General features: G+C 73.7%; 20 protein-coding genes. 6 read left to right on the forward strand and 14 right to left on the reverse strand.

Annotated elements, in window-relative coordinates:
• Positions 1–28: 28 nt before the first annotated feature.
• Positions 29–325 carry a DUF2530 domain-containing protein gene (locus tag QQZ14_RS19975; RefSeq protein ID WP_284536162.1) on the forward strand — a complete coding sequence of 99 codons (297 nt, stop codon included), beginning with the start codon at positions 29–31 and terminating at the stop codon, positions 323–325.
• A 6-nt stretch (positions 326–331) separates the two neighbouring features.
• Here QQZ14_RS19975 and QQZ14_RS19980 read toward each other — a convergent pair whose 3' ends face one another.
• On the reverse strand, positions 332–1126 hold the full coding sequence (locus QQZ14_RS19980; protein ID WP_446740506.1) for a DUF3027 domain-containing protein: 795 nt from the start codon (positions 1124–1126) through the stop codon (positions 332–334).
• 41 nt (positions 1127–1167) lie between these two features.
• On the opposite strand from QQZ14_RS19980, the gene QQZ14_RS19985 reads away from it, so the two are divergent.
• Positions 1168–2520: an MFS transporter gene (locus tag QQZ14_RS19985; RefSeq protein WP_284536164.1), complete on the forward strand. Its 1353-nt coding sequence runs from the start codon at positions 1168–1170 to the stop codon at positions 2518–2520.
• A 79-nt stretch (positions 2521–2599) separates the two neighbouring features.
• On the opposite strand, the gene QQZ14_RS19990 is transcribed toward QQZ14_RS19985, so the two are convergent.
• The gene (locus QQZ14_RS19990; RefSeq protein WP_284536165.1) at positions 2600–2995 is read right to left on the reverse strand and encodes a cold-shock protein; all 396 of its coding nucleotides are present in this window, start codon (positions 2993–2995) and stop codon (positions 2600–2602) included.
• A 44-nt stretch (positions 2996–3039) separates the two neighbouring features.
• Complete coding sequence (gene larE, locus QQZ14_RS19995) at positions 3040–4458, reverse strand: ATP-dependent sacrificial sulfur transferase LarE (protein WP_284536166.1); 1419 nt, start codon at positions 4456–4458, stop codon at positions 3040–3042.
• A gap of 77 nt (positions 4459–4535) precedes the next feature.
• Here larE and QQZ14_RS20000 point away from each other — a divergent pair, with 77 nt between their 5' ends.
• Positions 4536–6665 (forward strand): S8 family serine peptidase, encoded by a 2130-nt coding sequence (locus QQZ14_RS20000; protein ID WP_284536167.1) that lies wholly within the window; start codon positions 4536–4538, stop codon positions 6663–6665.
• On the opposite strand, the gene QQZ14_RS20005 is transcribed toward QQZ14_RS20000, so the two are convergent.
• The 11 genes from QQZ14_RS20005 to QQZ14_RS20055 form a co-directional block, all read right to left on the reverse strand.
• Positions 6655–6876, reverse strand: coding sequence for a putative signal transducing protein (locus QQZ14_RS20005; protein WP_284536168.1), 222 nt, complete (start codon positions 6874–6876; stop codon positions 6655–6657). The genes QQZ14_RS20000 and QQZ14_RS20005 overlap by 11 nt on opposite strands.
• A gap of 8 nt (positions 6877–6884) precedes the next feature.
• Positions 6885–8186 carry a hypothetical protein gene (locus tag QQZ14_RS20010; protein WP_284536169.1) on the reverse strand — a complete coding sequence of 434 codons (1302 nt, stop codon included), beginning with the start codon at positions 8184–8186 and terminating at the stop codon, positions 6885–6887.
• Positions 8183–8686: a SigE family RNA polymerase sigma factor gene (locus QQZ14_RS20015; protein WP_284536170.1), complete on the reverse strand. Its 504-nt coding sequence runs from the start codon at positions 8684–8686 to the stop codon at positions 8183–8185. Before QQZ14_RS20015 ends, QQZ14_RS20010 begins: the two co-directional genes overlap by 4 nt.
• Positions 8687–8755: 69 nt before the next feature.
• Positions 8756–10375 (reverse strand): AMP-binding protein, encoded by a 1620-nt coding sequence (locus QQZ14_RS20020; RefSeq protein WP_284536171.1) that lies wholly within the window; start codon positions 10373–10375, stop codon positions 8756–8758.
• A 50-nt stretch (positions 10376–10425) separates the two neighbouring features.
• Positions 10426–10980 carry a dihydrofolate reductase family protein gene (locus QQZ14_RS20025; RefSeq protein ID WP_284536172.1) on the reverse strand — a complete coding sequence of 185 codons (555 nt, stop codon included), beginning with the start codon at positions 10978–10980 and terminating at the stop codon, positions 10426–10428.
• 69 nt (positions 10981–11049) lie between these two features.
• Positions 11050–11460, reverse strand: coding sequence for an SRPBCC family protein (locus tag QQZ14_RS20030; RefSeq protein ID WP_284536173.1), 411 nt, complete (start codon positions 11458–11460; stop codon positions 11050–11052).
• A 231-nt stretch (positions 11461–11691) separates the two neighbouring features.
• A complete protein-coding gene (locus QQZ14_RS20035; RefSeq protein ID WP_284536174.1) occupies positions 11692–14076 on the reverse strand; it encodes an immune inhibitor A domain-containing protein in 2385 nt (794 codons plus the stop codon).
• Between the two features lie 147 nt (positions 14077–14223).
• Positions 14224–15222, reverse strand: coding sequence for an FHA domain-containing protein (locus QQZ14_RS20040; RefSeq protein ID WP_284536175.1), 999 nt, complete (start codon positions 15220–15222; stop codon positions 14224–14226).
• Positions 15219–16307 carry an FHA domain-containing protein gene (locus tag QQZ14_RS20045; protein WP_284536176.1) on the reverse strand — a complete coding sequence of 363 codons (1089 nt, stop codon included), beginning with the start codon at positions 16305–16307 and terminating at the stop codon, positions 15219–15221. The genes QQZ14_RS20040 and QQZ14_RS20045 overlap by 4 nt, the downstream gene beginning before the upstream one ends.
• The gene (locus QQZ14_RS20050) at positions 16304–17065 is read right to left on the reverse strand and encodes a PP2C family protein-serine/threonine phosphatase (RefSeq protein ID WP_284536177.1); all 762 of its coding nucleotides are present in this window, start codon (positions 17063–17065) and stop codon (positions 16304–16306) included. The genes QQZ14_RS20045 and QQZ14_RS20050 overlap by 4 nt, the downstream gene beginning before the upstream one ends.
• 137 nt (positions 17066–17202) lie before the next feature.
• Positions 17203–18402 (reverse strand): trans-sulfuration enzyme family protein, encoded by a 1200-nt coding sequence (locus QQZ14_RS20055; RefSeq protein ID WP_284536178.1) that lies wholly within the window; start codon positions 18400–18402, stop codon positions 17203–17205.
• A 66-nt stretch (positions 18403–18468) separates the two neighbouring features.
• On the opposite strand from QQZ14_RS20055, the gene QQZ14_RS20060 reads away from it, so the two are divergent.
• From QQZ14_RS20060 to QQZ14_RS20070, 3 genes are all read left to right on the forward strand, one after another.
• Complete coding sequence (locus tag QQZ14_RS20060) at positions 18469–18975, forward strand: Lrp/AsnC family transcriptional regulator (protein WP_284536179.1); 507 nt, start codon at positions 18469–18471, stop codon at positions 18973–18975.
• 65 nt (positions 18976–19040) lie between these two features.
• Positions 19041–21326: a helicase C-terminal domain-containing protein gene (locus tag QQZ14_RS20065; protein WP_284536180.1), complete on the forward strand. Its 2286-nt coding sequence runs from the start codon at positions 19041–19043 to the stop codon at positions 21324–21326.
• A gap of 9 nt (positions 21327–21335) precedes the next feature.
• A complete protein-coding gene (locus QQZ14_RS20070) occupies positions 21336–21863 on the forward strand; it encodes a CGNR zinc finger domain-containing protein (protein WP_284536181.1) in 528 nt (175 codons plus the stop codon).
• The last annotated feature ends 24 nt before the right edge of the window (positions 21864–21887 follow it).

A 21887-nucleotide genomic window follows, 5' to 3' on the forward strand; every position in this document is an offset into this window, starting at 1 on the left:
CCGGAGGCCGTCGACTAGCGTGTCTCGCGTGGAGCTTCGCGACAACCAGCCGCTGCAGCACGAGTTCGGCAACCGCACGTTCTTCGTCGCGGACGTCGAGCCGCTCGACGTCGACGGCGTCCGCACCGTCGAGGTCGGCACCGGGCTGTGGCTGGTCGGGTTCCTCGCGCTGCTGCCGTTCTACGGACGGCTCCAGGACGCCGGCAACGAGTGGTGGCTGTGGACGTGCCTGGCCGGCTTCGGGCTCGGGCTGTTCGGGCTGGAGTACTGCCGGCGCCGCCGCAAGGCGCGCCGGGAGCTGGCCGAGGAGGCCTCGGCCGCCTAGCGCTGCCTAGAAGTGCTCGATGTCGTCGGGGTTGATCGTGTCGACCACGGGCTCGGGCGGCGGGAGCGGCTCGTGCTTCTTGGCCAGCCGGACCTCGGAGTGGGCGCCGCAGCCGTGGTCGAAGGACACGACGCGGCCGTCGTCGTTGGCGTCACCGTTGGCGCACACGCCGAACAGCTCCGAGAGCGGGCCGGCGACCCGCAGCAGGAAGCCGCAGGTCGTGCAGCTGTCCGGGGCCGAGCGGGCCAGCGGCGCGTCCGGCCCGCCGTCGCCGTCGTACCAGCGCTGGGCGGCGAGCTCGCGGCCCTCCGGCGACAGCGTGCGGACCCGGCCGAGGCCGAGGTCCTGGGCGACCTGGCGGATCTGGGCCTTGTCGTCGGCGTCGAGCGGGTCGTCGCCGTAGGAGTACGTCGGGACCAGGCGCGGGTCCTCGTCGTCGACCGGCAGCAAGTCGCCCGGGGAGAGGTCCCCCGGCTTGATCCGCTCGCGGTAGGGCACCCAGGGCGGGGCCACGATCGCCTCGGCGCCCGGGATCAGCACGACCTCGTCGATCGTCACGTGCTTCTGGCGCGGCGCCCGCGCGACGGTGACGGACCAGCGCCATCCGACGTACCCGGGGCGGGTGCAGGCGAAGAGGTGGGTGACCACCCGCTCGCCCTCGACCTCGTGGCCGAGGTGCTCGCCGACGTCGGCCGCGCCGACCTGTTCGACGAGGGCGTCGCGGGCCACGTCCACCGCCGCCACCGTGGCGGAGTCGGGCTTGGGTCGCGTGGTCGTGATCACCACGGAATCATGACTCATGTCCGCACCGACTGTCAGGTCGGGTGCGGCAGGATGGGCCCATGTCCGCCCCGTCGCCCGAGACACCGACCACCGGGCGGGGGTCGAAGATGGTGCGGGGGCTCGGCGCCACCGCCCGCGCGACCCAGCGCTTCGGACGGTTCACGGTGCGCCAGGCGAAGCGGGCCGCGGAGGCGGAGGGCGCCGGCGAGTCGGGCCTGTCGCGCCTGATCCAGATGCACACGTTCAACACCGCAGGTGACGCGGCGGTGGCGATCTCGCTGGCCGGCTCGCTGTTCTTCCAGGTCCCCTCCGGGGAGGCCCGCGGCCAGGTCGCGCTGTTCCTCGGGCTGACGATGCTCCCGTTCGCGATCGTCGCACCGCTGATCGGCCCGTTCCTCGACCGGTTCGCCCACGGCCGGCGGTGGGCGATCGGCGCGACGATGGCGATCCGGGCGTTCCTCTGCTGGGTGCTGGCCGACGCGGTCGTCACCGAGTCCGCGCTGCTGTTCCCCGCCGCGCTCGGCGTGCTCGTGGCGTCCAAGGCGTACGGCGTGACCCGCGCGGCCGCCGTACCGCGTCTGCTGCCGAAGGACTTCACGCTGGTCAAGGCCAACGGGCGGGTCTCGATGTCGGGGATCGTGGGGGTCGCCATCTCGGCGCCGATCGCCGGTCTGGCCTCGCTGGCCGGCTCGGAGTGGGTGCTGAGGTACGCGTTCGTGCTGTTCGTGGTCGCGACGGTGGCCGCGATCCGGCTGCCGGCCCGGGTCGACTCCAGCCAGGGCGAGGAGGAGCTGGTGCTCCGCGGTCCGGAGACATCCCGCGGCTCGGGTCGACACCGGACCCGGATCCCGCCGGCGGTGGCCTACGCGCTGCGCGCCAACTGCGGCCCGCGATGGCTCGCCGGGTTCCTCATCATGTTCATGGCCTTCCTGCTGCGCGAGAACCCGATCGGCGACTGGAGCCCGCAGGTGCTGACCGGGATCGTGGTCGGCGCGGCGGGCGTCGGGAACTTCCTCGGCGTGGTCGCGGCGTCGCTGTTCCGGCGGATCAGCCCCTCGATCACGGTGACCGCCGTGCTGGTGGCCGACGTGGGCGTGGCGGTCGTCGCCGCGCTGCTGTACGGCGTGCTCACGGTCGCGCTGCTCGGCCTCGTGGCCGGTCTCGGCCAGGCGCTGGCGAAGTTCTCCCTCGACGCGACCATCCAGCGCGACATCCCGCACCGGGTGCAGGCCAGCGCGTTCGCCCGCAGCGACACCACCCTGCAGCTGGCGTGGGTGATCGGCGGCTTCGTCGGCATCGCCATGCCCCTCGACCCCCCGCGGCTGGGCCTCGGCGTCGCGGCCGTGGTGCTCGCTGCGTGGGCGGTGTTCGTGCTCGTCAACAGTCCACGCAGGTCGACTCGGGTCGGGTGACGGTCGGGTCCGGAGGAAACTCCCGACTCGACCGTCAGAACTCCCGACTCGACCGTCAGAACTCCCGACTCAACGGGGGCTAGCGCTCGAGCTCGTCGGCGAGGGCACGGAGCAGCTTGGCGGCCGGCTTCGCCGTACGGGGGTCGGGGTGCCGGCCGTGACGGTAGGCCTCGCCGACGCCGTCGAGCATCCGGATCAGGTCCTCGACGATCGAGACCATCTCCTCGGGCTTCTTGCGGCGGGCGTCGCGCTGGTTGCGCGCGACCGAGACCGGCGCGTCGAGGACGCGCACCTGGAGCGCCTGGTCGCCGCGCCGGCCCTGCGCGATCCCGAACTCGACGCGAGTGCCGGCCTTGAGCACGGTCATCCCGTCCGGAAGGGCCTCCGAGCGCACGTACACGTCGGGGCCGTCGTCCTGGGAGAGGAAGCCGAAACCCTTCTCGGCGTCGAACCACTTCACCTTGCCAGTGGGCACGGTCTGACCTTCTTCTCAACGCTGTAGGACTGGGGCACTCCAGCCTATAGCGCCTCGTTCATCGACCCCGACCGGAATCCGCGCGGATCCACCTCGGCCGCCTCGAACCCGGCCCCCCGGACGGCGTCGAGCACCCGGCGCTCCAGCTCGTCGGGCAGCGGCAGCAGCGTCGCGTCGACCTCGACCGAGGCCCGGTCGCCGCGGTCGCGGACCCGCAGGTGGCGCAGGCCGGCGGGCTCGAGCACCGCGCGCACCCCGGTCTCGGCCCGCTCCACCCGACCCAGGCGGTACGGCGTCACCTCGACGCCGTAGGCGACCCGGGAGGAGAGGCAGGCGGCCGCCGGCTTGTCCCAGGTCGGCAGGCCCCACCGGCGCGAGGCCTCGCGGACCTGGGCCTTGGTCAGCCCGGCGTCGCGCAGTGGGGCGATCGCGCCGCGCTCGTCGGCCGCCCGGATGCCGGGCCGGAAGCCGGCGACGGCGTCGTCGGCGTTGGTCCCGGTCGCCACGTGCGCCAGCCCGTGCTCGGCGGCGAGCGGGGTGAGCACGTCGAGGAGCTCGGCCTTGCAGAAGTAGCAGCGGTCGGCGCCGTTGGCGCGGTAGCCGTCGCGCTCCATCTCGTGGGTGGCCGGGGTGAGGACCTCGACGCCCAGCGAGGCGGCGAACCCACGCGCGGGGTCGCGCTCGGCGAGCGGCAGCGAGTGGGAGTAGCCGGTCGCGGCCGCGACCCGGTCCGGGCCGAGGGCGCGGACGGCGGCCGCGAGCAGGAACGCGCTGTCCGCGCCACCGCTGTAGGCGACCAGCACCGAGCCGCGCTCGCGCAGGTCGGCCTCGAGCGCGTCGAGCCGCAGCGTCAGCAGGTGGTCCTCGAGCCACGCGGGGAAGTCGTCGAGGCCCTCGAGCACGACGTCGGTGCCGGCCTCGAGCAGCTCCTCGCGGGTGCACCCGCCGGTCAGCACCGAGACGCTGAGCGCCCCGGCCGCCCGCGCGCCCTCGACGTCGTGGACGTGGTCGCCGACGTAGATCGTGGCGCCCTCACGGCGCAGCACGTCGGCCTTGCCGACGCCCCAGACCCACCCCTCGAGGTGGTCGACGTCCAGGCCGAGGTGGTCGAGGTGGAGCCGGGCGTTGGCGGGGTACTTGCCGGTGACCACCAGCACCCGGCCACCGTGGCGGCGGACGGCGGCGATCGCGTCCTCGGCGCCGGCCAGGAGCGGCACCGAGGCGATCGCGTGGTCGGGGTAGAGCGCCCGGAACCGGTCCCCGGCCGGGCCGACCGCGTCGGCGGCCAGGTGCTCGCCGAGCATCAGGTCCAGCGGAGGTCCGAGCCGGGCGGTCATCTCCTCGACAGGGAACTCCACGCCGAGCTCCGCACCCAGCGCCCGGAGCACGGCGCCGAAGCCCGGGGCGGTGTCGATCAGCGTCATGTCGAGGTCGAAGCCGACCACCAGCGGCGCTGCGTGCATGGCTCCACAGTAGGGATCCCTGGGGAGGATCCTGAAACTCCTGTCACAATGAGTGGTTCAGGTGACAGGGGGTGCCGATGACGACGCCGAGGACGACGCTGCGCGGAGTGACCGCGGCCCTGACCGCTGCCCTCGTCCTGGGTCCCCTCGGGGTGCTCGCCCCGACGTCGGCCACCGAGCCGGACACCTCGGACCCGGCGGGCGCCTCCGACACCCTCTACCTCGTCACGCTTGCGGGGCCGGGCACCTCGGGCACCCACACCGACCTGCTCGCCGCCGCCCGGATGCGCACGGAGCAGGACGCCGTGCTCGACACGGTGGGCGCCCCCGACCCCGTCTACCGCTGGACCACCGCCCTCAACGGCGTCGCGGTCGACCTCTCGGCCACCGAGGCCGCCCAGCTCCGCGCCGACGCACGCGTCGCTCTCGTCGAGCGCAACACCGTGCGGCCGCTGGCCGGCCGCACGGTCACCACCGGCCTGCTCGGCACCCCGGCCGCCACCCGCGGCGGTGCGGGGGTGGTGGTCGGCCTGGTGGACTCCGGCATCGCGCCGGACTCGCCGCTGTTCTCGGCGGTGACCGGGCTCGGCCGGGCCCCGCGCGGCTTCGCCGGGAGCTGCGAGACCGGCGACGGCTGGCCGGCGAGCACCTGCGACCGCAAGATCCTCGGGGCCCGCTGGTTCGTCGGGGGGTTCGGCACCGACCGGCTGCGCTCCGCCTCCTCGCTCTCCCCGCTCGACGACGACGGTCACGGCACCCAGGTCGCCTCGATCGTCGCCGGCAACGCCGGCGTCCCCGCGCGGGTGCGCGGCCAGCGGCTCGGCACCTACGCCGGCGTCGCCCCGCAGGCGCGGCTCGCGGTCTACAAGGCCTGCTGGAGCGCCCCCGACCCCACCGACGACGGCTGCGCGAGCGCCGACCTCGTCTCCGCGATCGACGCCGCCACGGCCGACGGCGTCGACGTCCTCAACCTCTCGGTCGGTGGCCCGTCCCGGATCGACACGGTCGAGCGCGCGCTGCTCGGCGCCACCGAGGGCGGCGTGGTCGTCGTCGGCGCGGCCGGCAACAGCCCGCGGACCCCGGCCGCCCACCGCAGCCCGTGGGTGACCTCGGTCGGCGCGACCACCGGGCCCGTACGGCGCGGTCGGGTCGTGCTCCCCGGCGGCGCGTCGTACGCCGGCGCCATGGCCGCGGCCCGCGACGTCGGGCCGGCGCGGCTCGTGCGTGCCGCCGACGTGCCGACCGCGGCCGCCACCCGGAGCGAGGCCCGGGTCTGCACGCCCGGGAGCCTGGACGCCGGCCGGGTCGAGGGCCGGATCGTGGTCTGCGAGCGCGGGGCCGTCGGCCGCGTGGACAAGTCGGCTGCCATCGACCTGGCCGGCGGCATCGGCATGGTGCTGGTCAACGCCGGACCCGGCGCCCTGGTGGCCGACTTCCACCGGGTGCCGACCGTGCACGTGGACCAGGCCGCCGGGCGGCGCCTGCTGCACTGGCTCACCGCGCACCCGGACGCCCGGGTGCGGCTCGAGCCGCGCGGCCTGGTCCGGACCCCCGCACGCGTGGTCGCCTGGTCGAGCCCCGGCACCCCCGGAGCGGCGACGCTCAAGCCCGACCTGGTGGCCACCGGCGTCGGGCTCCTCGGCGCCGTGCCCCACCACGGGACCGCCCCCGGCTGGGACCTGATGACCGGCACCTCCGCGGCCGCGGCGCTCACCAGCGGCGTCGCCGCCCTGGTCCGCTCCCGGCACGAGGACTGGTCGCCGGCGCAGGTCCGCTCGGCGCTGGTCACCACCGCCCGCCGCGTGCCGGGCTCCGACGTGCTCCGGGCGGGCACCGGCCGGGTCTCGCCGGACGACGCCGTACGCCCGGGACTGGCCTACGACGTCTCGCCCGAGGACTACCGGGCCTGGCTGGACGGCGACCTGACGGACCTGAACACGCCGTCGATCCGGCTGGCCGGCGCCGGCACCGTCGAGCGGACGATCACCAACGTGACCGGCCGGCGGCTCTACTTCTCCTCGTCCGCCACCGGCTTCTCCCGGCACGCCGTGCGGGTGACGCCGGCGGCGGTGCGGCTCGGGCCGGGTGAGAGCGCGACGTTCCGGCTCACGGTCGGCGCGGCCGGGAGCGGGGGCGACGACGGGTGGATCACCTGGCGTGGCGCCACCGGCACCGTCACCCGGATCCCCGTCCTGCTCAGTCGCTGAGCCAGTCCTCCAGCTCGGCGTCGACGAGCAGCTCGCGGGCCTCGGCCATCCGCTCGTCGGGCACCAGGATCCGGACCTGGATCACCTGGATCAGGCCCTCCATCACGCTCATGTTGCGGTCGGCGACGTGGTAGGGGATCTCCGCGGAGGTCAGCAGCCCCTCGATCACCGAGATCATCGCGGGGTCGTTGGTGCGCACCAGCTCAGCCATGGGCGCCACTATGCCCGACGAAGGTGACGACCGCGCCGGCGCAGGAACCACGTGAAAGTCGCCGCCAACGCGAGCGCTCCGCAGAAGTCCAGGAGCACCTGGCGCCAGTGCCAGGACAGCCACGTGGTGCCGAAGAGGTCCCCCACGGCCCGGTGCCGGTCACCGCCGAGCGCGTCACCGGCGGTCATCACGCAGTAGGCGTTGAGGGCCGGGTCGGCGGCCATCACCCTCTCGCCGGACCGGGTCACGAGCTCGGGCGGTCCGTCGCCGAGAACGGGCAGCACGAGGTCCCGGCCGCGCCACGACATCGAGCACGGCTCCCACACGTCCATCGCCGTCTGGACCTGCGCGGTCCGGGCGCCGTCCGAGGTCGCGAACGTCGACACGACCCAGGACTGCTCGTCCGGCACGGCGACGCCGAGCCGGGCACCGTCGGGCGAGAGCGACCCGCTCCACTGGTTCAGTGCCGGCAGGAGCCGGGCAGGCAGGTCCAGCGGGGCCCGCCTCAGCACGGCACCGGTCTCGTCGGTGACGGCCAGGCCGGCTGTCGCACGGCGGCCCTTGCCGGCCACGGTCAGCCAGCCGAGAAGCCCGTCGTCGAGCCACCCGACCGGGTACGCCTCACTCCCCGGCCGCTCCACCTGCCGCAGGGAGCCGTCCGTCCCGAGCAGCAGGACGAGGTTGCTGCGGTCGGCGTCCCAGCGCCACGCCTGGACCAGGTGGGTGGAGCCGTCCGGCGACCAGTAGCCCGGCACCTGCGCCTGCGTCCACCAGACCTCCGGACGCGATGGATCGTTGGCGTTGTCCCCGATCTCCTCGAACCGGGTCTCGGCGCCGGTCACGAGGTCGCGGAGGACGTAGGCCCCGTGGTCGGCCAGGTAGCCGATCATCCGTCCGTCCGCGGAGAGCGAGGGGAAGAAGTCTCCGGCGCGTTGCTCCTGGACGATCCGCCAGACGTCCCCGCTCGGCGACACCGCGATGAAGTGATCAGTCTCCAGCTCGACGGTCGCCGCCAACGGACCCGGCCGGTCGGGCAGGTCGCGGAGGATCCAGGGCTTCTCGATGCGGGACGGATAGCCGTCGACACCGCTCCCCCGCTCCCCGTCGGCCGGCGGTACGTCGCTGGACCGGGGCAGCACCCCGACCAGGCCGGCCGTCAGCGCGACCAGCACCACGACCGCCACGCCGGCGCCGATCCGGCGCGCCAGCCGCCGGCGGGCGCCTGCGGCCCAGGCGCGGCGCGCGTCGGGGACGACGTACGCCGGGACCTCGTCGACGAGGTGCTCCATGCGCTCGCGGAGATCCGTCATCGGTGGGCCTCCTCGGTCAGGGCGGACAGCAGGTCGGGGGCGAGGACACGCAGCCGCTCGAGCGCCTGCCGGGTCTGCGACTTCACGGTGTTGGGCGAGCAGCCCAGGACCTGGGCGGTCTGCACCTCCGTGAAGTCCTCGTAGAACCGCAGCGACACCACCGCACGCTGCTTGGGGGTCAGCCGGGCCAGCGCGTCGCGCAGCACCAGGCGCTGCTCGACGTCGGGGCCGCTGCCGCCGAGCTCGGGGTGGTGGTCGGTGAGGACCTCGGCGGGCCGGGCGCGGCGTCGCCGCCAGCGGTCGATCGCGAGGTGGTGCATCACCCGTCGGGCGTAGCCGTCGGGATCGCCGCGCCGGCTGACCCGGGCCCAGTGGTCGGCGACTCGAGCGAGCGTGTCCTGCACGAGGTCCTCGGCGAGGTGGACGTCGCCGGTGAGGAGGTATGCCGAGCGGGCGAGCGCGCCCGACCGGGCGCGCACCCAGGCCTCGAAGTCCTCCACACCCCTATTCACGCACGGGGGCACCCGTCCGAGTGGGGGTGGTTTCGAGACAGGCGCAGAGCGCCTTCCTCAACCACCGAGATTCAGGGCCTTGGCGGTCTCCTCGCGCATCTGCACCTTGCGGATCTTGCCGGTCACCGTCATCGGGAACTCCTCGACGACCAGGACGTAGCGCGGGATCTTGTAGTGCGCGAGCTTCCCGGTCGCGTAGGCGCGCACGGCGCCGGCGTCGAGCGGCTCGGCCCCGGCACGCATCCGGATCCAGGCGCACAGCTCCTCGCCGTACTTCTGGTCGGGGACGCCGATCACCTGCACGTCCTCGATGTCGGGGTGCTGGTAGAGGAACTCCTCGATCTCGCGCGGGTAGATGTTCTCCCCACCCCGGATCACCATGTCCTTGATCCGGCCGACGATGTTGCAGTAGCCGTCCTCGCGCATCTCCGCGAGGTCGCCGGTGTGCATCCACCCGTCGGCGTCGATCGCCTCGTCGGTCTTGTCGGGGTCGTCCCAGTAGCCGAGCATCACGGAGTAGCCGCGGGTGCAGAACTCCCCGGTCTGCCCGCGCTCGACGGTCTCGCCCGACACCGGGTCGACGATCTTGATCTCCACGTGCGGGTGGACCCGGCCGATGGTCGCCGTACGGCGCTCCAGGTCGTCGTCGGCCCGGGTCTGGCACGACACCGGGCTGGTCTCGGTCATGCCGTAGGCGATCGACACCTCCGCCATGTGCATGTCGTCGACGCACCGCTTCATCACCTCGACCGGGCAGATCGAGCCGGCCATGATGCCGGTGCGCAGGCTGGACAGGTCGTGCTGGCGATAAGTGGGGTGGTTCTGCATCGCGATGAACATCGTCGGCACGCCGTACACGCCGGTGCAGCGCTCGGCAGCGATCGTGCGGAGCGTGATCTCCGGGTCGAAGCCCGGCGCCGGGATCACCATCGTGGTGCCGTGGGTGGTGCAGCCGAGGTTGGCCATCACCATGCCGAAGCAGTGGTAGAAGGGCACGGGGATGCACAGCCGGTCCTCGGGACCGAGGCCGATCAGCTCGGTGGTGAAGTAGCCGTTGTTGAGGATGTTGCGGTGGCTCAGGGTCGCGCCCTTGGGGTAGCCGGTGGTGCCCGACGTGTACTGGATGTTGATCGGGTCCTCCGGCGAGGTCTGCGCCATCCGCTCCGCGACGACGCCGTCGGGCAGCGACCGGCCGGCCTCGACGAGCTGCGCCCAGTCGTCGGTGTCGAGGAACACCACTCGCTCGAGCGTCGGCGCTTGGCCGGCGATCTCGGCGACCATCGCGCGGTAGTCGCTGGTCTTGAAGGTCGACGCGCTGATCAGCAGCCGCAGCCCGCTCTGGTTGACCGCGTACGACAGCTCGTGGGTGCGGTACGCCGGGTTGACGTTGACCAGCACGATCCCGAGCTTGGCGGTGGCGTACTGCACGATCGTCCACTCCGCGCAGTTGGGCGCCCAGATGCCGACCCGGTCGCCCTTGCCGATCCCGGCCGCCACCAGACCCCGGGCCAGGTCGTCGACGTCGCGGTCGAGCTCGGCCCAGGTCCAGCGTCGGCCGCTCGCGACCTCGACGAGCGCCTCCCGTTCGGCGTACGCCGCCACGGTCCGCTCGAAGCTCGCGCCGATGGTCTCCTCGAGCAGGGGCGGCTCGAGCTCGCCCTTCGCGTAGGCCTCCATGGCGGCAACCTACGCCGCGCGACGTTGGGCTGTCGTTGGTCCGCCCGAGGTCAGCGGACGGGTCGGTACACCTGGTGCTGCACGCCGTTGGTGAACGTCGTGGTCTCGACCAGGGTCAGCCTCACCTTGTCCTCGGCGGCGTCGGGGAAGAGCCGGCGTCCGCTGCCGAGGATCACCGGGAACACCATCAGCCGCATCTCGTCGACCAGCCCGGCCGCGAGCAGGCCCTGGGTCAGCTGCAGGCTCCCCTGGACGAGGATCGGGCCACCCTCGCCGTCCTTGAGGCGAGCGACGTCGTCGAACGAGACGACGGAGGTGTTGTTCCACTCCGGGTCGGTGAGCGTGCTGGAGACGACGTACTTCGGCATCGCGTTGAAGCCCGCGAAGTAGTCCATCGTCGGCCAGATCGGCGCGAACGCGTCGTAGGACCGGGCGCCCATGAGGAACGCCGTGGCCTCCTCCTGCTCGCGACCCTTCAGCTCGTACTGCGCGGGGTCCGGCTCGACGTCGAACGTCCAGCCGGAGTGCTTGTATCCGGGCTCGCCGCCGGGGGCCTCGGCGACGCCGTCGAGGGAGACGAAGTGGGTGGTGACCAGGGTGCGCATGTCGACGCCTTCCGTTCGGGGGTTGCTATCACCAGATCCACGAACGGGAGACGCCGGATACGACAGCGGTCAGGACAGCTTCTCGGCCATCTCCACCAGCGCGTCGAGCGCGCTGTGGGTGTCGGCGGTGACCATCGGGCCGACGTCGGCCGATCCCGGCCCCTCGACGGTGGTGCGCACGGTCACCTCGGAGCCCTCGGCCGTCGCCTTGACCTGGTGGTCGATGCGGATCACCAGCTCGCCCAGGGTGATCTTGTCGAGGTAGCGCGCGCCCGGCTCGACGATCTCGAGGACGAACGGCGCCGAGGTGCCGCCGCTGAGCACCAGGGTGCCCGCCGCACCCTCACCGAAGTGGCCCTCGATGGCCACCTGCTCGACCGCCCGATCCCAGCGGTGCCAGCTGCCCACGTCGCTCCAGAGCGCCCAGACATCGGCGGGCGAAGCGGACGTGGTCACGGTGTGCTCGTAGTCGAAGCTCATGCTCAGCAACCTAATACGACTGGGCGCCGGGTGGGTCGGTTCGGACTGGACGTCCTGGTGTCTGCCGGGTCACGGACGGGGTGTGGTCTCGACAGGCTCGACACCCACCGCAACCGCACCGTCGGTCGACCGAGCCAGGAGCGATCCCGCGGCCGGTGTGGCGCCGAAGGCGACACGCCAGACGCGGGCCCCGCCACCTGGAGGTGGCGGGGCCCGACGGGTGTCGAGAGGTCAGCTGGTGCCGACCCGCACCGTCATCACCTTCGTCCTCGGGTTGACCTTGACCACTCGGACCGTGGTGCCGGTCTTGGGCACGTCCACGCTGTACCACTCGGGCTCGTAGAAGCCCGGGTGGTCGCCGCTGCCGTGCTCGTCGCCGTTGAACCACCAGTCCAGGGTGTCGTCGAACAGCGGTACGGCGCGCTGCCCCTTCAGCGTGTAGGCCTTGCCCCGGTAGTGCAGCTTCTGGGACGGGCTCGGTCGCAGCGAGAACGTCGAGTCCGCGGTCAGCACCTTCGTGCGCAGGATCGAGTCGTCGAAGGCGTGCTGGAACACCGGGCGGGCGTCCACGGGGAGCACCTCGCCGTGACCTGGGTGGTCACCGACGTTGTTGTCGTTGTAGGAGGTGTCCCAGTAGCTGATCAGCGCCCCGGGCTGGTAGGCGAAGTGGTCCACCCAGTCGGGCCGCTTCTCGAAGCCCGCGAAGTTGTAGACGCTCTGCAGCACCTTGTCGCGGCCGACGTACTGCCGGTTGTCCACGAAGTAGGTGTTCAGGAACGACTTCGTCTCCTCGGAGTGGACGGCCTCGAACCCGTCGAGCGCCCAGCCCTCGGCGCCCGCCTCGGCGGTGCCGATGGGCTGGCCGTCCAGCGTGATGTTGTCCACCTGGAAGCCGGCCTCGGCGGCCGCGCCGTCGGTGAGGTAGCGCCAGCGGACCGCGTCGGTGCCGGCGGGCACGGTGGCCGTCAGGTCGACCCACTGGCCATCGGTGGTGCCGCTGATGCCGGTGCCGTCGGGGTTGAACGACCCCTGGTCCTCACCCTCATAGCTCTCGCTGGTCGGGATCGAGGCCCAGGTCTCGCCGCCGTCGCTGGAGACCTCGAGGAACGCGTAGTCCCAGCCCTCCTCGATGGCGTACCGGACCTTGGCGGTGAGGGCACCGCCGTCGGTGACGTCGCGAGTCATGGTGTGGTCCAGGTTGTCGCCGGAGCCGGAGAAGTAGAACCGCTCGCCGCAGTCGGCGCACGGCTGGCCGTACTGGAACGTGACGTCCTTGTCCGGGAGCAGCACGATCAGGCCGTTGGACTCCGACCCCGAGGTCGACGCGCCCGGACGCAGCCGGAACGTGCCGGACCGGCCGGCGCGGATGGTGTCGTAGACGAGCCACCCGAGCTGGAACTTCTCCCAGGCGCCCATCGGCTGGGGGCGGTCGCCGATGGCCTGGTCGCGCTTGGCCGTGCCGCGCGACTGCGCCATCAGCGACCAGTGCTCGACGCTGTTGCTGGCCCCGCCGGTGTTGCCGGAGGTGTCGTAGAGGTCGGGCAGCTCCAGATCGTGGGTGTACTCGTGCGCGAACACGCTGAGGCCGCCGTTCTCGGGCTGCATCGTGTAGTCGCTGACCCACAGGCCGGTCGGGTTGCTGGGGAACTCGACACCGCCGTCGGGGGCGCCGGTGTCGCTCTTGCCGCCCTCGCCGACCTCGATGCCGCCGATCGCCGGACCGGGGCCGGTGCCCAGGCCGTGCAGCGCGGCGTTGCCGCGGTGGCTCCAGATCGCGTCGGAGCCGAAGATCGGGTCGCCGTCGGCCTCGTCGCCGCCGGCGTGCACGATCTGGAAGTGGTCGATGTAGCCGTCCGGCTCGCGGAAGTCGCCGTCGTTGTCGTAGTCGTAGCGGTCCTGGACGTCGAACGTCTTGAGGTAGGCCTGGATGCGCTCCATCGTCCAGCCGCCGTCGAGGCGGCCCTGGACCCACTCGGAGAGCGCGTCGCGGATGAGGAAGTTGACGTTTCCGCAGACGATGCTGCCGCAGTCCTTGTTGCTGCCGTAGCGGGCCTCGTTGAACGGCACCTTCACCCACGCGGTGACGTCGCCGTCGATGGAGTAGGTCCCGCTGGACTGGTCCTCGAAGAAGTCCTTCATCCGGTTGAAGTACATGTTCTCGAAGTACGACCTGCTGAAGTCGGCGTTCCAGAGCGTGGTGTTGTCGACCTTGCGGTCCGGCTTGGGGATCTGGTTGTGCAGCGGGCCGTCGTACCGCTGTGCACCCGAGTCCGGGTCGTCCTGGTAGGCCTGGTGCCTCCGGTCGCCGAACTCCGCGAGCACGACGAAGATCCGGTCCTTGCCGGTCTGCCTGACCCGGCCGTAGACGCCCTTGCCGACCTTCTCGGCCTGGCCCCGGCCGCCAGTGCGCAGCCGCTTCTCGAGAGCGGTCTGGGTGCGCTCCTGGTAGGTGGTCTTCCACCCGGGCGTGATGACGTCCGAGGGCGTGTCGCGATCGGCCTTGGCCGACGGTGCGGCAGGAGGTGTGGCGCCGGCCTGCGGGGTGGTGAGCGACAGCGCCGTGGCCGCCGCGATCAGTGATGCGGTCGCCGTGGCGGCGACGCGGGTCCTTCGCAAGAGAATTCCTCCCAAATGTCGGGGCGAGGTACGCCCGAGAGCCCCGGGGGTCGGCTCGACATCGGATCACGGTGCCGAGACTCACCGTCAGGGTGGAGAGCAGTGGACACGCCCGGGCGCGGGTCGCGAAAGAGGGACCCGGGTTCGTTACCGGACTGTTATCGAATCGTCCGGGAGCGGGTCGGACCCGATCCGCCGGGACACCCGCATCTCGCGGTCGCCGAACCTGACCACGTCGCCGTCGAGCAGCGTGGTGGCCCGACCGGCGGGCAGCTCCCGCGCCGCGCCCCGCCGGAGCAGGATCGAGCCGTTCGTCGAGCCCAGGTCGACCAGCTCGAGCACGCCCTCGCCACCCAGGCGGAGGCAGGCGTGGGTCTTGGACAGCGACAGATCCGAGGAGCGCAGCGGCAGCAGGTGGCGCGCCTGCTCGCCGGGCCGCGCCTCGGGGTCGCGGCCGAGCAACACCGGCCCGTCCACCACCAGCGTCTCGCCGGTGTCGAAGTGGAGCTCCCAGCGGTCCCGCGGATCAGGACGCGACTGCCGGCGCGGCACCGCCGCGGGCCGCGCACCTCGCTCCACCGCGTCCGGCGCCTGGGCGGATGCCGGGGCGGGCACCAGGCGGAGCGCGGTGAGGTTGACGATCTGCCCGGGGCCCGGGTCGTCGGCGGCGACCTCCTCGACCCGCAGCACCCGGTCGTCGACGACCTCCGACCCGACGACCCGGTCGTGCCAGCCGTGCCGTCGTCCGCCGGGGTCTGTGAGGGCCGTCCACGCGAGCGCGGCGAGCCCGAGGCCGAACGTCGGCAGGGTCGCCAGAGCGAGCAGCAGCTGGCGTCGCAGTGCCCGGCCCGGCCCGAGGGGCTGCCCCGTCCGGGCGTCGACGAGGCGCAGGCCGGCGGCGGCGCGGCCGGGTGAGCTGCCGGTGCGGCCGAGCACGACGGTGAGGGTCCCGCTGACCAGCACCACGACGGTCGCGACGGCCAGGACGCCCACGAGCGGGTGGTCGCGGGCGATCAGGTAGCGGGCGGCGAGGTAGGCCGCGGCGGCCTCCACCGACCAGGCCATCAGCCGATCGACGACGAAGGCGTAGAAGCGGCGGTCCGGCTCCGCCGGCGGCCGCGCGCGCTCCGTCGTCGCGTCGGTCACGGGTCGACGACCTGGATGGTCACCCCGTCGCCGAGGTCGACGACGGCGCCGGGGATCAGCTGGACGGCGACACCGGCCTGCAGGTCCTCGGGCGGCAGTCCGGGTTGGATGAGGAGGGTGCCGTTGGTGGAGCCGAGGTCGGTGACGACCGCCGCGCCGTGATCGGCTCCGGAGCCGGGTCGGATCTCGAGGTGGGTGGAGGAGATCTCGTGGTGCGGGCTCGGGACGGCCACCAGGCGGGGCTCGTCGGTCTGCGTGTGGCGTCGCGGCTCGGGGGCCCGGCCCACCAGCACGGAGCGGTCGACCAGGACCTGCTCGCCGCTGGAGAACACCAGCCGAGCGACGGGGCGAGCGGTCACCGGCGGCGCCGGCGGCTGGCCCGGGATGCCGGGCCTGGAGAGCCCCAGCCCGCCGAGGCCGGCGTCCCCGGTGCGGGTCAGGCCGTCGTGCTCCACGGCCGGAGCCGCGTGCATCGGCGGGGGCGCCAGCGGAGGGACCGCGGGCATCGGCTCGGTGACCGGTCCGTCGGTCGGGGTCCACACGGGAGCGGCCGCGGCGACCGGCTCGGGCTCGGGCTCCGGCACCGGCTCAGGCACCGGCTCCGGCTCGGACACCGGCTCGGACACCGGCACCTCGGGCTGCGGCTGGGCAGGCGGGCACTCGGCGGTCGCGAGCCGCACCAGTCCGCCGGCGAGGGCCAGGTCGTCGTCGGGCGCGTCCTCGTCGCCCACCTCGATGCGGATCCGGGTCACCCCGCTCACCGTCCGCTCGACCCAGGTCGTCGCCCCGTCGCCCTCGACGTGGACCACGTCGGCGGCCGTGGCCAGGTGGGCCCGGGCCGCGCCGCGCAGCACGACCCGGGTCTGCTCTCCCTCGCGGCTCACCAGCACGAAGCCCGGCAGGTCGCGCAGGCCGCCGGAGATCAGCGCGTCGAGGGTCTCGTCGAAGCCGGCACCGTCGTCGACCAGCTCCCAGAGCGCGGCCACCCGCGCCTTCTCCGACGGCGGCAGCACTACGGTGGCACCGTCGCCGAAGATGCCGAACCACTCGCCACCGCGGAAGGACCAGGTCTGGGCGTCGCTCATGGCATCCCTCCTACCACGTCGACGACCACCGCGGTGGCGTTGTCCTCACCCCCGGCCTCCACCGCCGCGGCGACCAGTCGCTCGGCGGCGTCCTCGGGGTCCGCGCAGGCGCCCAGGATCGTCGCCAGCCCCACGTCGTCGACCATCCCACTGACGCCGTCCGAGCACAGCAGCAGCCGTTCGGCTCCGGCCACCGGCAGCTCGAAGAAGTCGGGCCGGGCACCGCTCGCGTCCCCCAGCGCCCGGGTGATCACGTTGCGCTCGGGGTGGGTTGCGGCCTCGTCGGGGTCGAGCTGTCCGGCGTCGACCAGCTCCTGCACGAGGCTGTGGTCGACGCTGACCTGGACGAGCCGGCCGTCGGCGTACCGGTAGATCCGGGAGTCGCCGAGGTTGGCGAGCAGCCAGGCCGCGCCGTGGTCGTCCTCCACCAGGAGGGCGACCACCGCGGTCGTGCCCGCGGACCGGCCCCGGGCCACGCCGGCGGCGCGCTGTGCGGCGGCGTACTCGGCGATCCGGTCCGCACACCTGTCGAGCGTGTCGGTCACGGCCTCGGCTCCGCGGTGGGGGTCGTAGCCGGTGGCGGCGAGGCGGGCGAACTCCTCGACGACGATCGCGCTCGCGACGTCACCGCCCTCATGGCCGCCCATCCCGTCGGCGACGACGAAGACCGGCGGCTCGGCCAGGTAGGCGTCCTCGTTGACCTGGCGGACCCGGCCCACATCGGTGGCGGCGCCGTGGTGCAGCTCGACCTGATCCATCGCTACTCGGCCCCTCACGACTCCGGCCCCCGCCTGGTGAGCTCGGGCCGGCGGACGACGGCCGGCTCGGCCTCAGTGTCCTAGATGCCCACGTCGTCGGGTGCCAAACCCGGGGCCGCACGGATAGTGGATCGCGGTCAGCGCAGGGACTGCTCCAGGTCGGCCCAGAGGTCCTCGACGTCCTCGAGGCCCACCGACAGGCGGAGCAGGCCCTCGCCAGGTCGAGCGGCGGCCTCGACCGGCCGGTGGGTCAGGCCGGCGGGGTGCTGGATGAGGGTGTCGACGCCCCCGAGCGAGACGGCATGGGTGATCAGCCGGCAACGCTGGGCGGTGCCCGCCGCCGCGGCGTACGCGCCCCGGAGCTCGAAGGCCAGCAGGCTGCCGGGACCGCTCATCTGGGTGCCGACCAGCCCGGTGGGGTCGCACTCCTTGAGACCGGGGTACATCACCCGGGCGACGGCGGGGTGCTCGGCGAGCCGCGTGGCGAGCACGGCCGCCGACTCCTGCTGCGCCCGGACCCGCAGCGGCAGGGTCTGCAGGCCGCGGTGGAGGTCGTACGCCGCGCGCGGGTGGAGCAGGCCTCCGGTGACGGCCCGGACCTGGCGCAGGCGCACCTGCCAGGCCTCGCCCGCGGCGACGACGCCGCCCATGGCGTCGCCGTGGCCGCCCATGAACTTCGTGGCCGAGTGCAGCACCAGCGCCGCGCCGTGGGAGCCGGGCCGCTGCAGCACCGGGGTCGCGAACGTGTTGTCGACCAGCACCGGGACGGCGCCCGCCTGCGCGACCACCGAGTCGATGTCGACCAGGTCGACGGTCGGGTTGGCCGGCGTCTCGACGATCACCAGCCCCGTGTCGGGCTGGATCGCCTCGGCGATCCGGTCGGCGGTGGCCCAGGTGACGCGGGTGCCCAGGAGGCCGGAGGCGAGCACGTGGTCGGTCCCGCCGTACAACGGCCGGACGCCGACGACATGGGGCCGGCCGGCGGCGACCGTGGCGACCAGCACCGCGCTGAGCGCCGCCATGCCGGAGGCGAAGGCGACCGCGCCGGGCAGGCCCTCGAGGCCGGCCACGGCCCGTTCGAACCGGTCGACGTTGGGGTTCCAGAGCCGCTGGTAGACCAGCGAGTCGACGCCCTCCGGCCGCCCACCCGTGGCGAGCTGCTCGTAGGCCGCGCCGCCGGCGTCGACGCCGGGCAGCGGGTACGTCGTGGAGAGGTCCAGCGAGGGGACGTGCACGCCGAGCGCGGTCAGGTCCTCGCGGCCGAGGTGGACGGCGTCCGTGTCGAAGCGGGTCATGACACCAGGGTCGAACGCCGCGACCCTTGCCACAATGGTCATGCAGATCCTTTGTCCGTCCCGGTTTCGACCGCAGGATCTTCGGCCGGTGCGCGATATCGTGGCCCCGTGCCGAAGAATGCGCCACACCTCTCCCCCGGCCCGTCACCGCGCGAGCGGCCGGTGCTCGACGACGTCGACCGAGCCCTGGTCGACGCCCTGGTGCGCGACGGCCGCACCCCCAACGTCGAGCTCGCGCGGTCGGTCGGCATCGCCGAGTCGACCTGCCTGGCCCGGGTGCGCAGCCTGCGCGAGCGCGGCATCGTCACCGGGGTCACGGCGGACGTCGACCTCGCCCGGCTGGGCCTGCCCGTGCAGGCGATGGTCACCGTGCGCTTCTCGGGCCACCTGCGCGCCGACGTGGACGCCTTCGGCGAGGAGGTGACCGGCCTGCCGGGCGTGCTGGCGGCCTACAACATCTCCGGCGCCAACGACTTCCTGGTGCACGTGGCGACCGCCACCCCGGAGGCACTGCGCGACTTCGTGCTCGACAACCTGACCGGCCGCCCGGGGGTCGTGCACGCCGAGACCAGCCTGGTCTTCCACGCCACGCGTGGGCGCGCCGTGCTCGGCTGAGTCGAGGGCGAGCCCGACGCGTGCAACGGCGGCGCGGTGCCGAGCCGACCGGTAGCGTTGAAGAGATGTCCACGACCGGGTTCCGCACGCTCGCCGACCAGCTGCGCAGCTGGCCGGACGAGCGGCTGTCCCGGCTGCTCGTGGCCCGCCCCGACCTCGCCACCCCCGCCCCTCACGACTCCGCGCAGCTGGCGTCGCGAGCCGCCACCCGGTCCTCGCTGCTGCGGGCGCTCGACCAGCTGACGAGGGCCGAGCTCAGCGTCCTCGACGCGCTCGTGGTGGTCGGCCACACGTCCGAGGCCGGCCTGGCCACGGTGGTCCGGGCCGCGCCCGACTCCGTCGGTGCCGCGCTCGCCCGGCTGCTCGACCTCGCGCTGGTGTGGGAGGCGCCCCCCGGCGTACGTGCGCTGACCGCCGTCGCGGAGGCCCTGACCCAGGGCGGCGGCGCGACCGCGATCAGCGGGCTGCGGCCGGTGTCCGAGGACCCACCCGCTCCCGAGGAGGTAGAACGGCGCCTCGACGAGCTCTCCCCGGCGGCGCGGGCGCTGCTCGAGCACGTCCTCGAGTCCGGGGGCGAGGCGACCACGGGGTCCGCGCGGCACACGGTGCTGCCCGAGGACGCGCAGACCCCCGCCGAGGAGCTGCTCGCCCGCCGGCTGCTCATCCCGCGCTCCGGGGGCGTGGTCGTGCTGCCCGGCGAGGTCGGCATCGCGCTGCGCGGCGGCCGGACCACGACCGAGCCGGTCGACGAGGAGCCCCCGCTGGCCACCTCGGCGCGCGCGGCCGCGGTCGTCGACCGGGCCGCGGCGGGCGCGGCGTTCGAGACGGTGCGCCGGGTCGAGCTGCTCCTCGACCAGTGGGGCCTGACCCCGCCCGGGGCGCTGCGCGGCGGCGGACTCGGCGTCCGCGACCTGCGCTCGACCGCCACGCAGCTGCACGTCGACGAGCCGACCGCCGCGCTGCTGGTCGAGGTGGCCGCCGCGGCCGGGCTGCTCGCGACCGCCGCCGACCCCGACGGAAACCCGGCCTGGATCCCCACCGACGCGTTCGACCAGTGGACCGCCCAGCCGGTGGTGGACCGGTGGGCCACGCTCGTGCGGGCCTGGCTCGACAGCCCGCGGCTGCCCGGGCTGGTCGGCTCCCGCGACCCCGCCGGGAAGGTCTGGAACGCCCTCGCCCCCGAGCTGGCGGGCGTCCACCAGGTCGAGTCGCGCCGGATGGCGCTCGACGCGCTCGCCGAGCTGCCGGAGGGCGAGGTGCTGGCCACCGGCACCGGCGTCCCCTCGCTGGTGAGCCGGATCGCCTGGCGCCGGCCGCGGCGTCCCCGCACCCGGGCCGACCAGGTGGCGTGGGCGGTCGAGGAGGCCACGGCGCTCGGGCTGGGCGCGCTCGGCGGGCTCGCGACGTACGCCCGGCAGCTGCTGGCCGGCGACGAGGCGGCCGGGCTCGCGACGCTGGCGGCCCTGCTGCCCCAGCCGGTCGACCACGTCCTGCTCCAGGCCGACCTGACCGCGGTGGCGCCGGGCCCGCTGGAGTCGCAGCTGGCGCGGCAGCTGCAGCTGGTGGCCGACGTGGAGTCGCGCGGCGGGGCCACCGTCTACCGCTTCACACCCGGGTCCGTACGCCGGGCCCTCGACACCGGCTGGACCGCGGCGGAGGTGCACGACTTCGTCGCCGGGGTGTCGAGGACCCCGGTCCCGCAGCCGCTGACCTACCTGGTCGACGACACCGCGCGCACGTTCGGCAGCATCCGGGTGGGCCACGCGGAGGCGTTCCTCCGCGCCGACGACGAGGCGGCGCTGACCGAGCTTCTGCACCACCCGCGCGCCTCGACGCTCGGGCTGCGGCGGCTCGCCCCGACGGTGCTGATCAGCTCGACCCCGCTCGACGTGCTGCTCCCCCGGCTGCGCGAGCTCGGCGCGGCGCCGGTGGTGGAGGCCGCCGACGGCACCGTCCACGTCGCGCGCCCCGACCTGCTGCGCGCCCGCACGCCCCGTGAGCACCGGGTCCGGGCCGCGAAGGTCGCCCGCGAGACCGCGCACGCGGCGCACGCCGTCACCGCGATCCGCGCCGGAGACCGGGCCGAGTCCAGCCGCAGCCTGTCCCCCGGAAAGCCCGCCGCCGTGCTGACCCCCAGCGGCTCGATGGCCGCCCTGCGCGAGGCCGCGGAGGCCGGCGAGACCGTGCTGATCGGCTACCTGGACAACCAGGGCACCCGCTCGGAGCGCCTCGTCGACCCGGTCCGCGTCGAGGGCGGGTCGCTCACGGCGTACGACCACCGCTCCGACGACGTCAGAACCTTTGCTGTGCATCGCATCACGACCGTCCTCCCGGTCGCGGACGATCCGTAAACTTGAATCGTGGACTTCATCCGGTACGCCGAGGCCGCCGCGGCCCTCCTGAACGCCGACATGACCGATGTCGACGACCTGGTGGCGTACCTGCGCGACCGCGACCGGCCCACCGACCAGGCCACCGACCGTGACTGCATGCTGCTGCGCAAGTTCCAGCGCGAGCTGCGGCCGGTCTTCGAGGCGGGCACGGCCGAGGACGCCGACGCGGTCGTGGAGCGGCTCAACGAGCTGATGGCGCGGCACCCCGTGACGCCGCGCATCTCCGGCCACGACGGCGACCTGCACCTGCACGTGGCCACCGAGAACGCCAGCCTCGCCGAGCTGCTGGTCGGCGAGTCGCTCCTCGGCCTGGCGACGCTCGTCTGCGACCTCGGCCCCAACCGCCTCGGGGAGTGCGCGGCCCTGCGCTGCACCGCCGTGTTCGTCGACACCTCCCCCAACCAGTCCCGCCGCTACTGCTCCGAGCGGTGCTCCTCGCGGGCCAACGTCGCGGCGTTCCGGGCCCGGCAGAAGGCCGTGGCCGCATCGGCGTGAGCCGGCGCGAGTTTCGTGGGGCCG

This window comes from Nocardioides sp. T2.26MG-1, assembly GCF_950101795.1.
In the GTDB taxonomy this organism is placed as follows: Bacteria; Actinomycetota; Actinomycetes; order Propionibacteriales; family Nocardioidaceae; genus Nocardioides.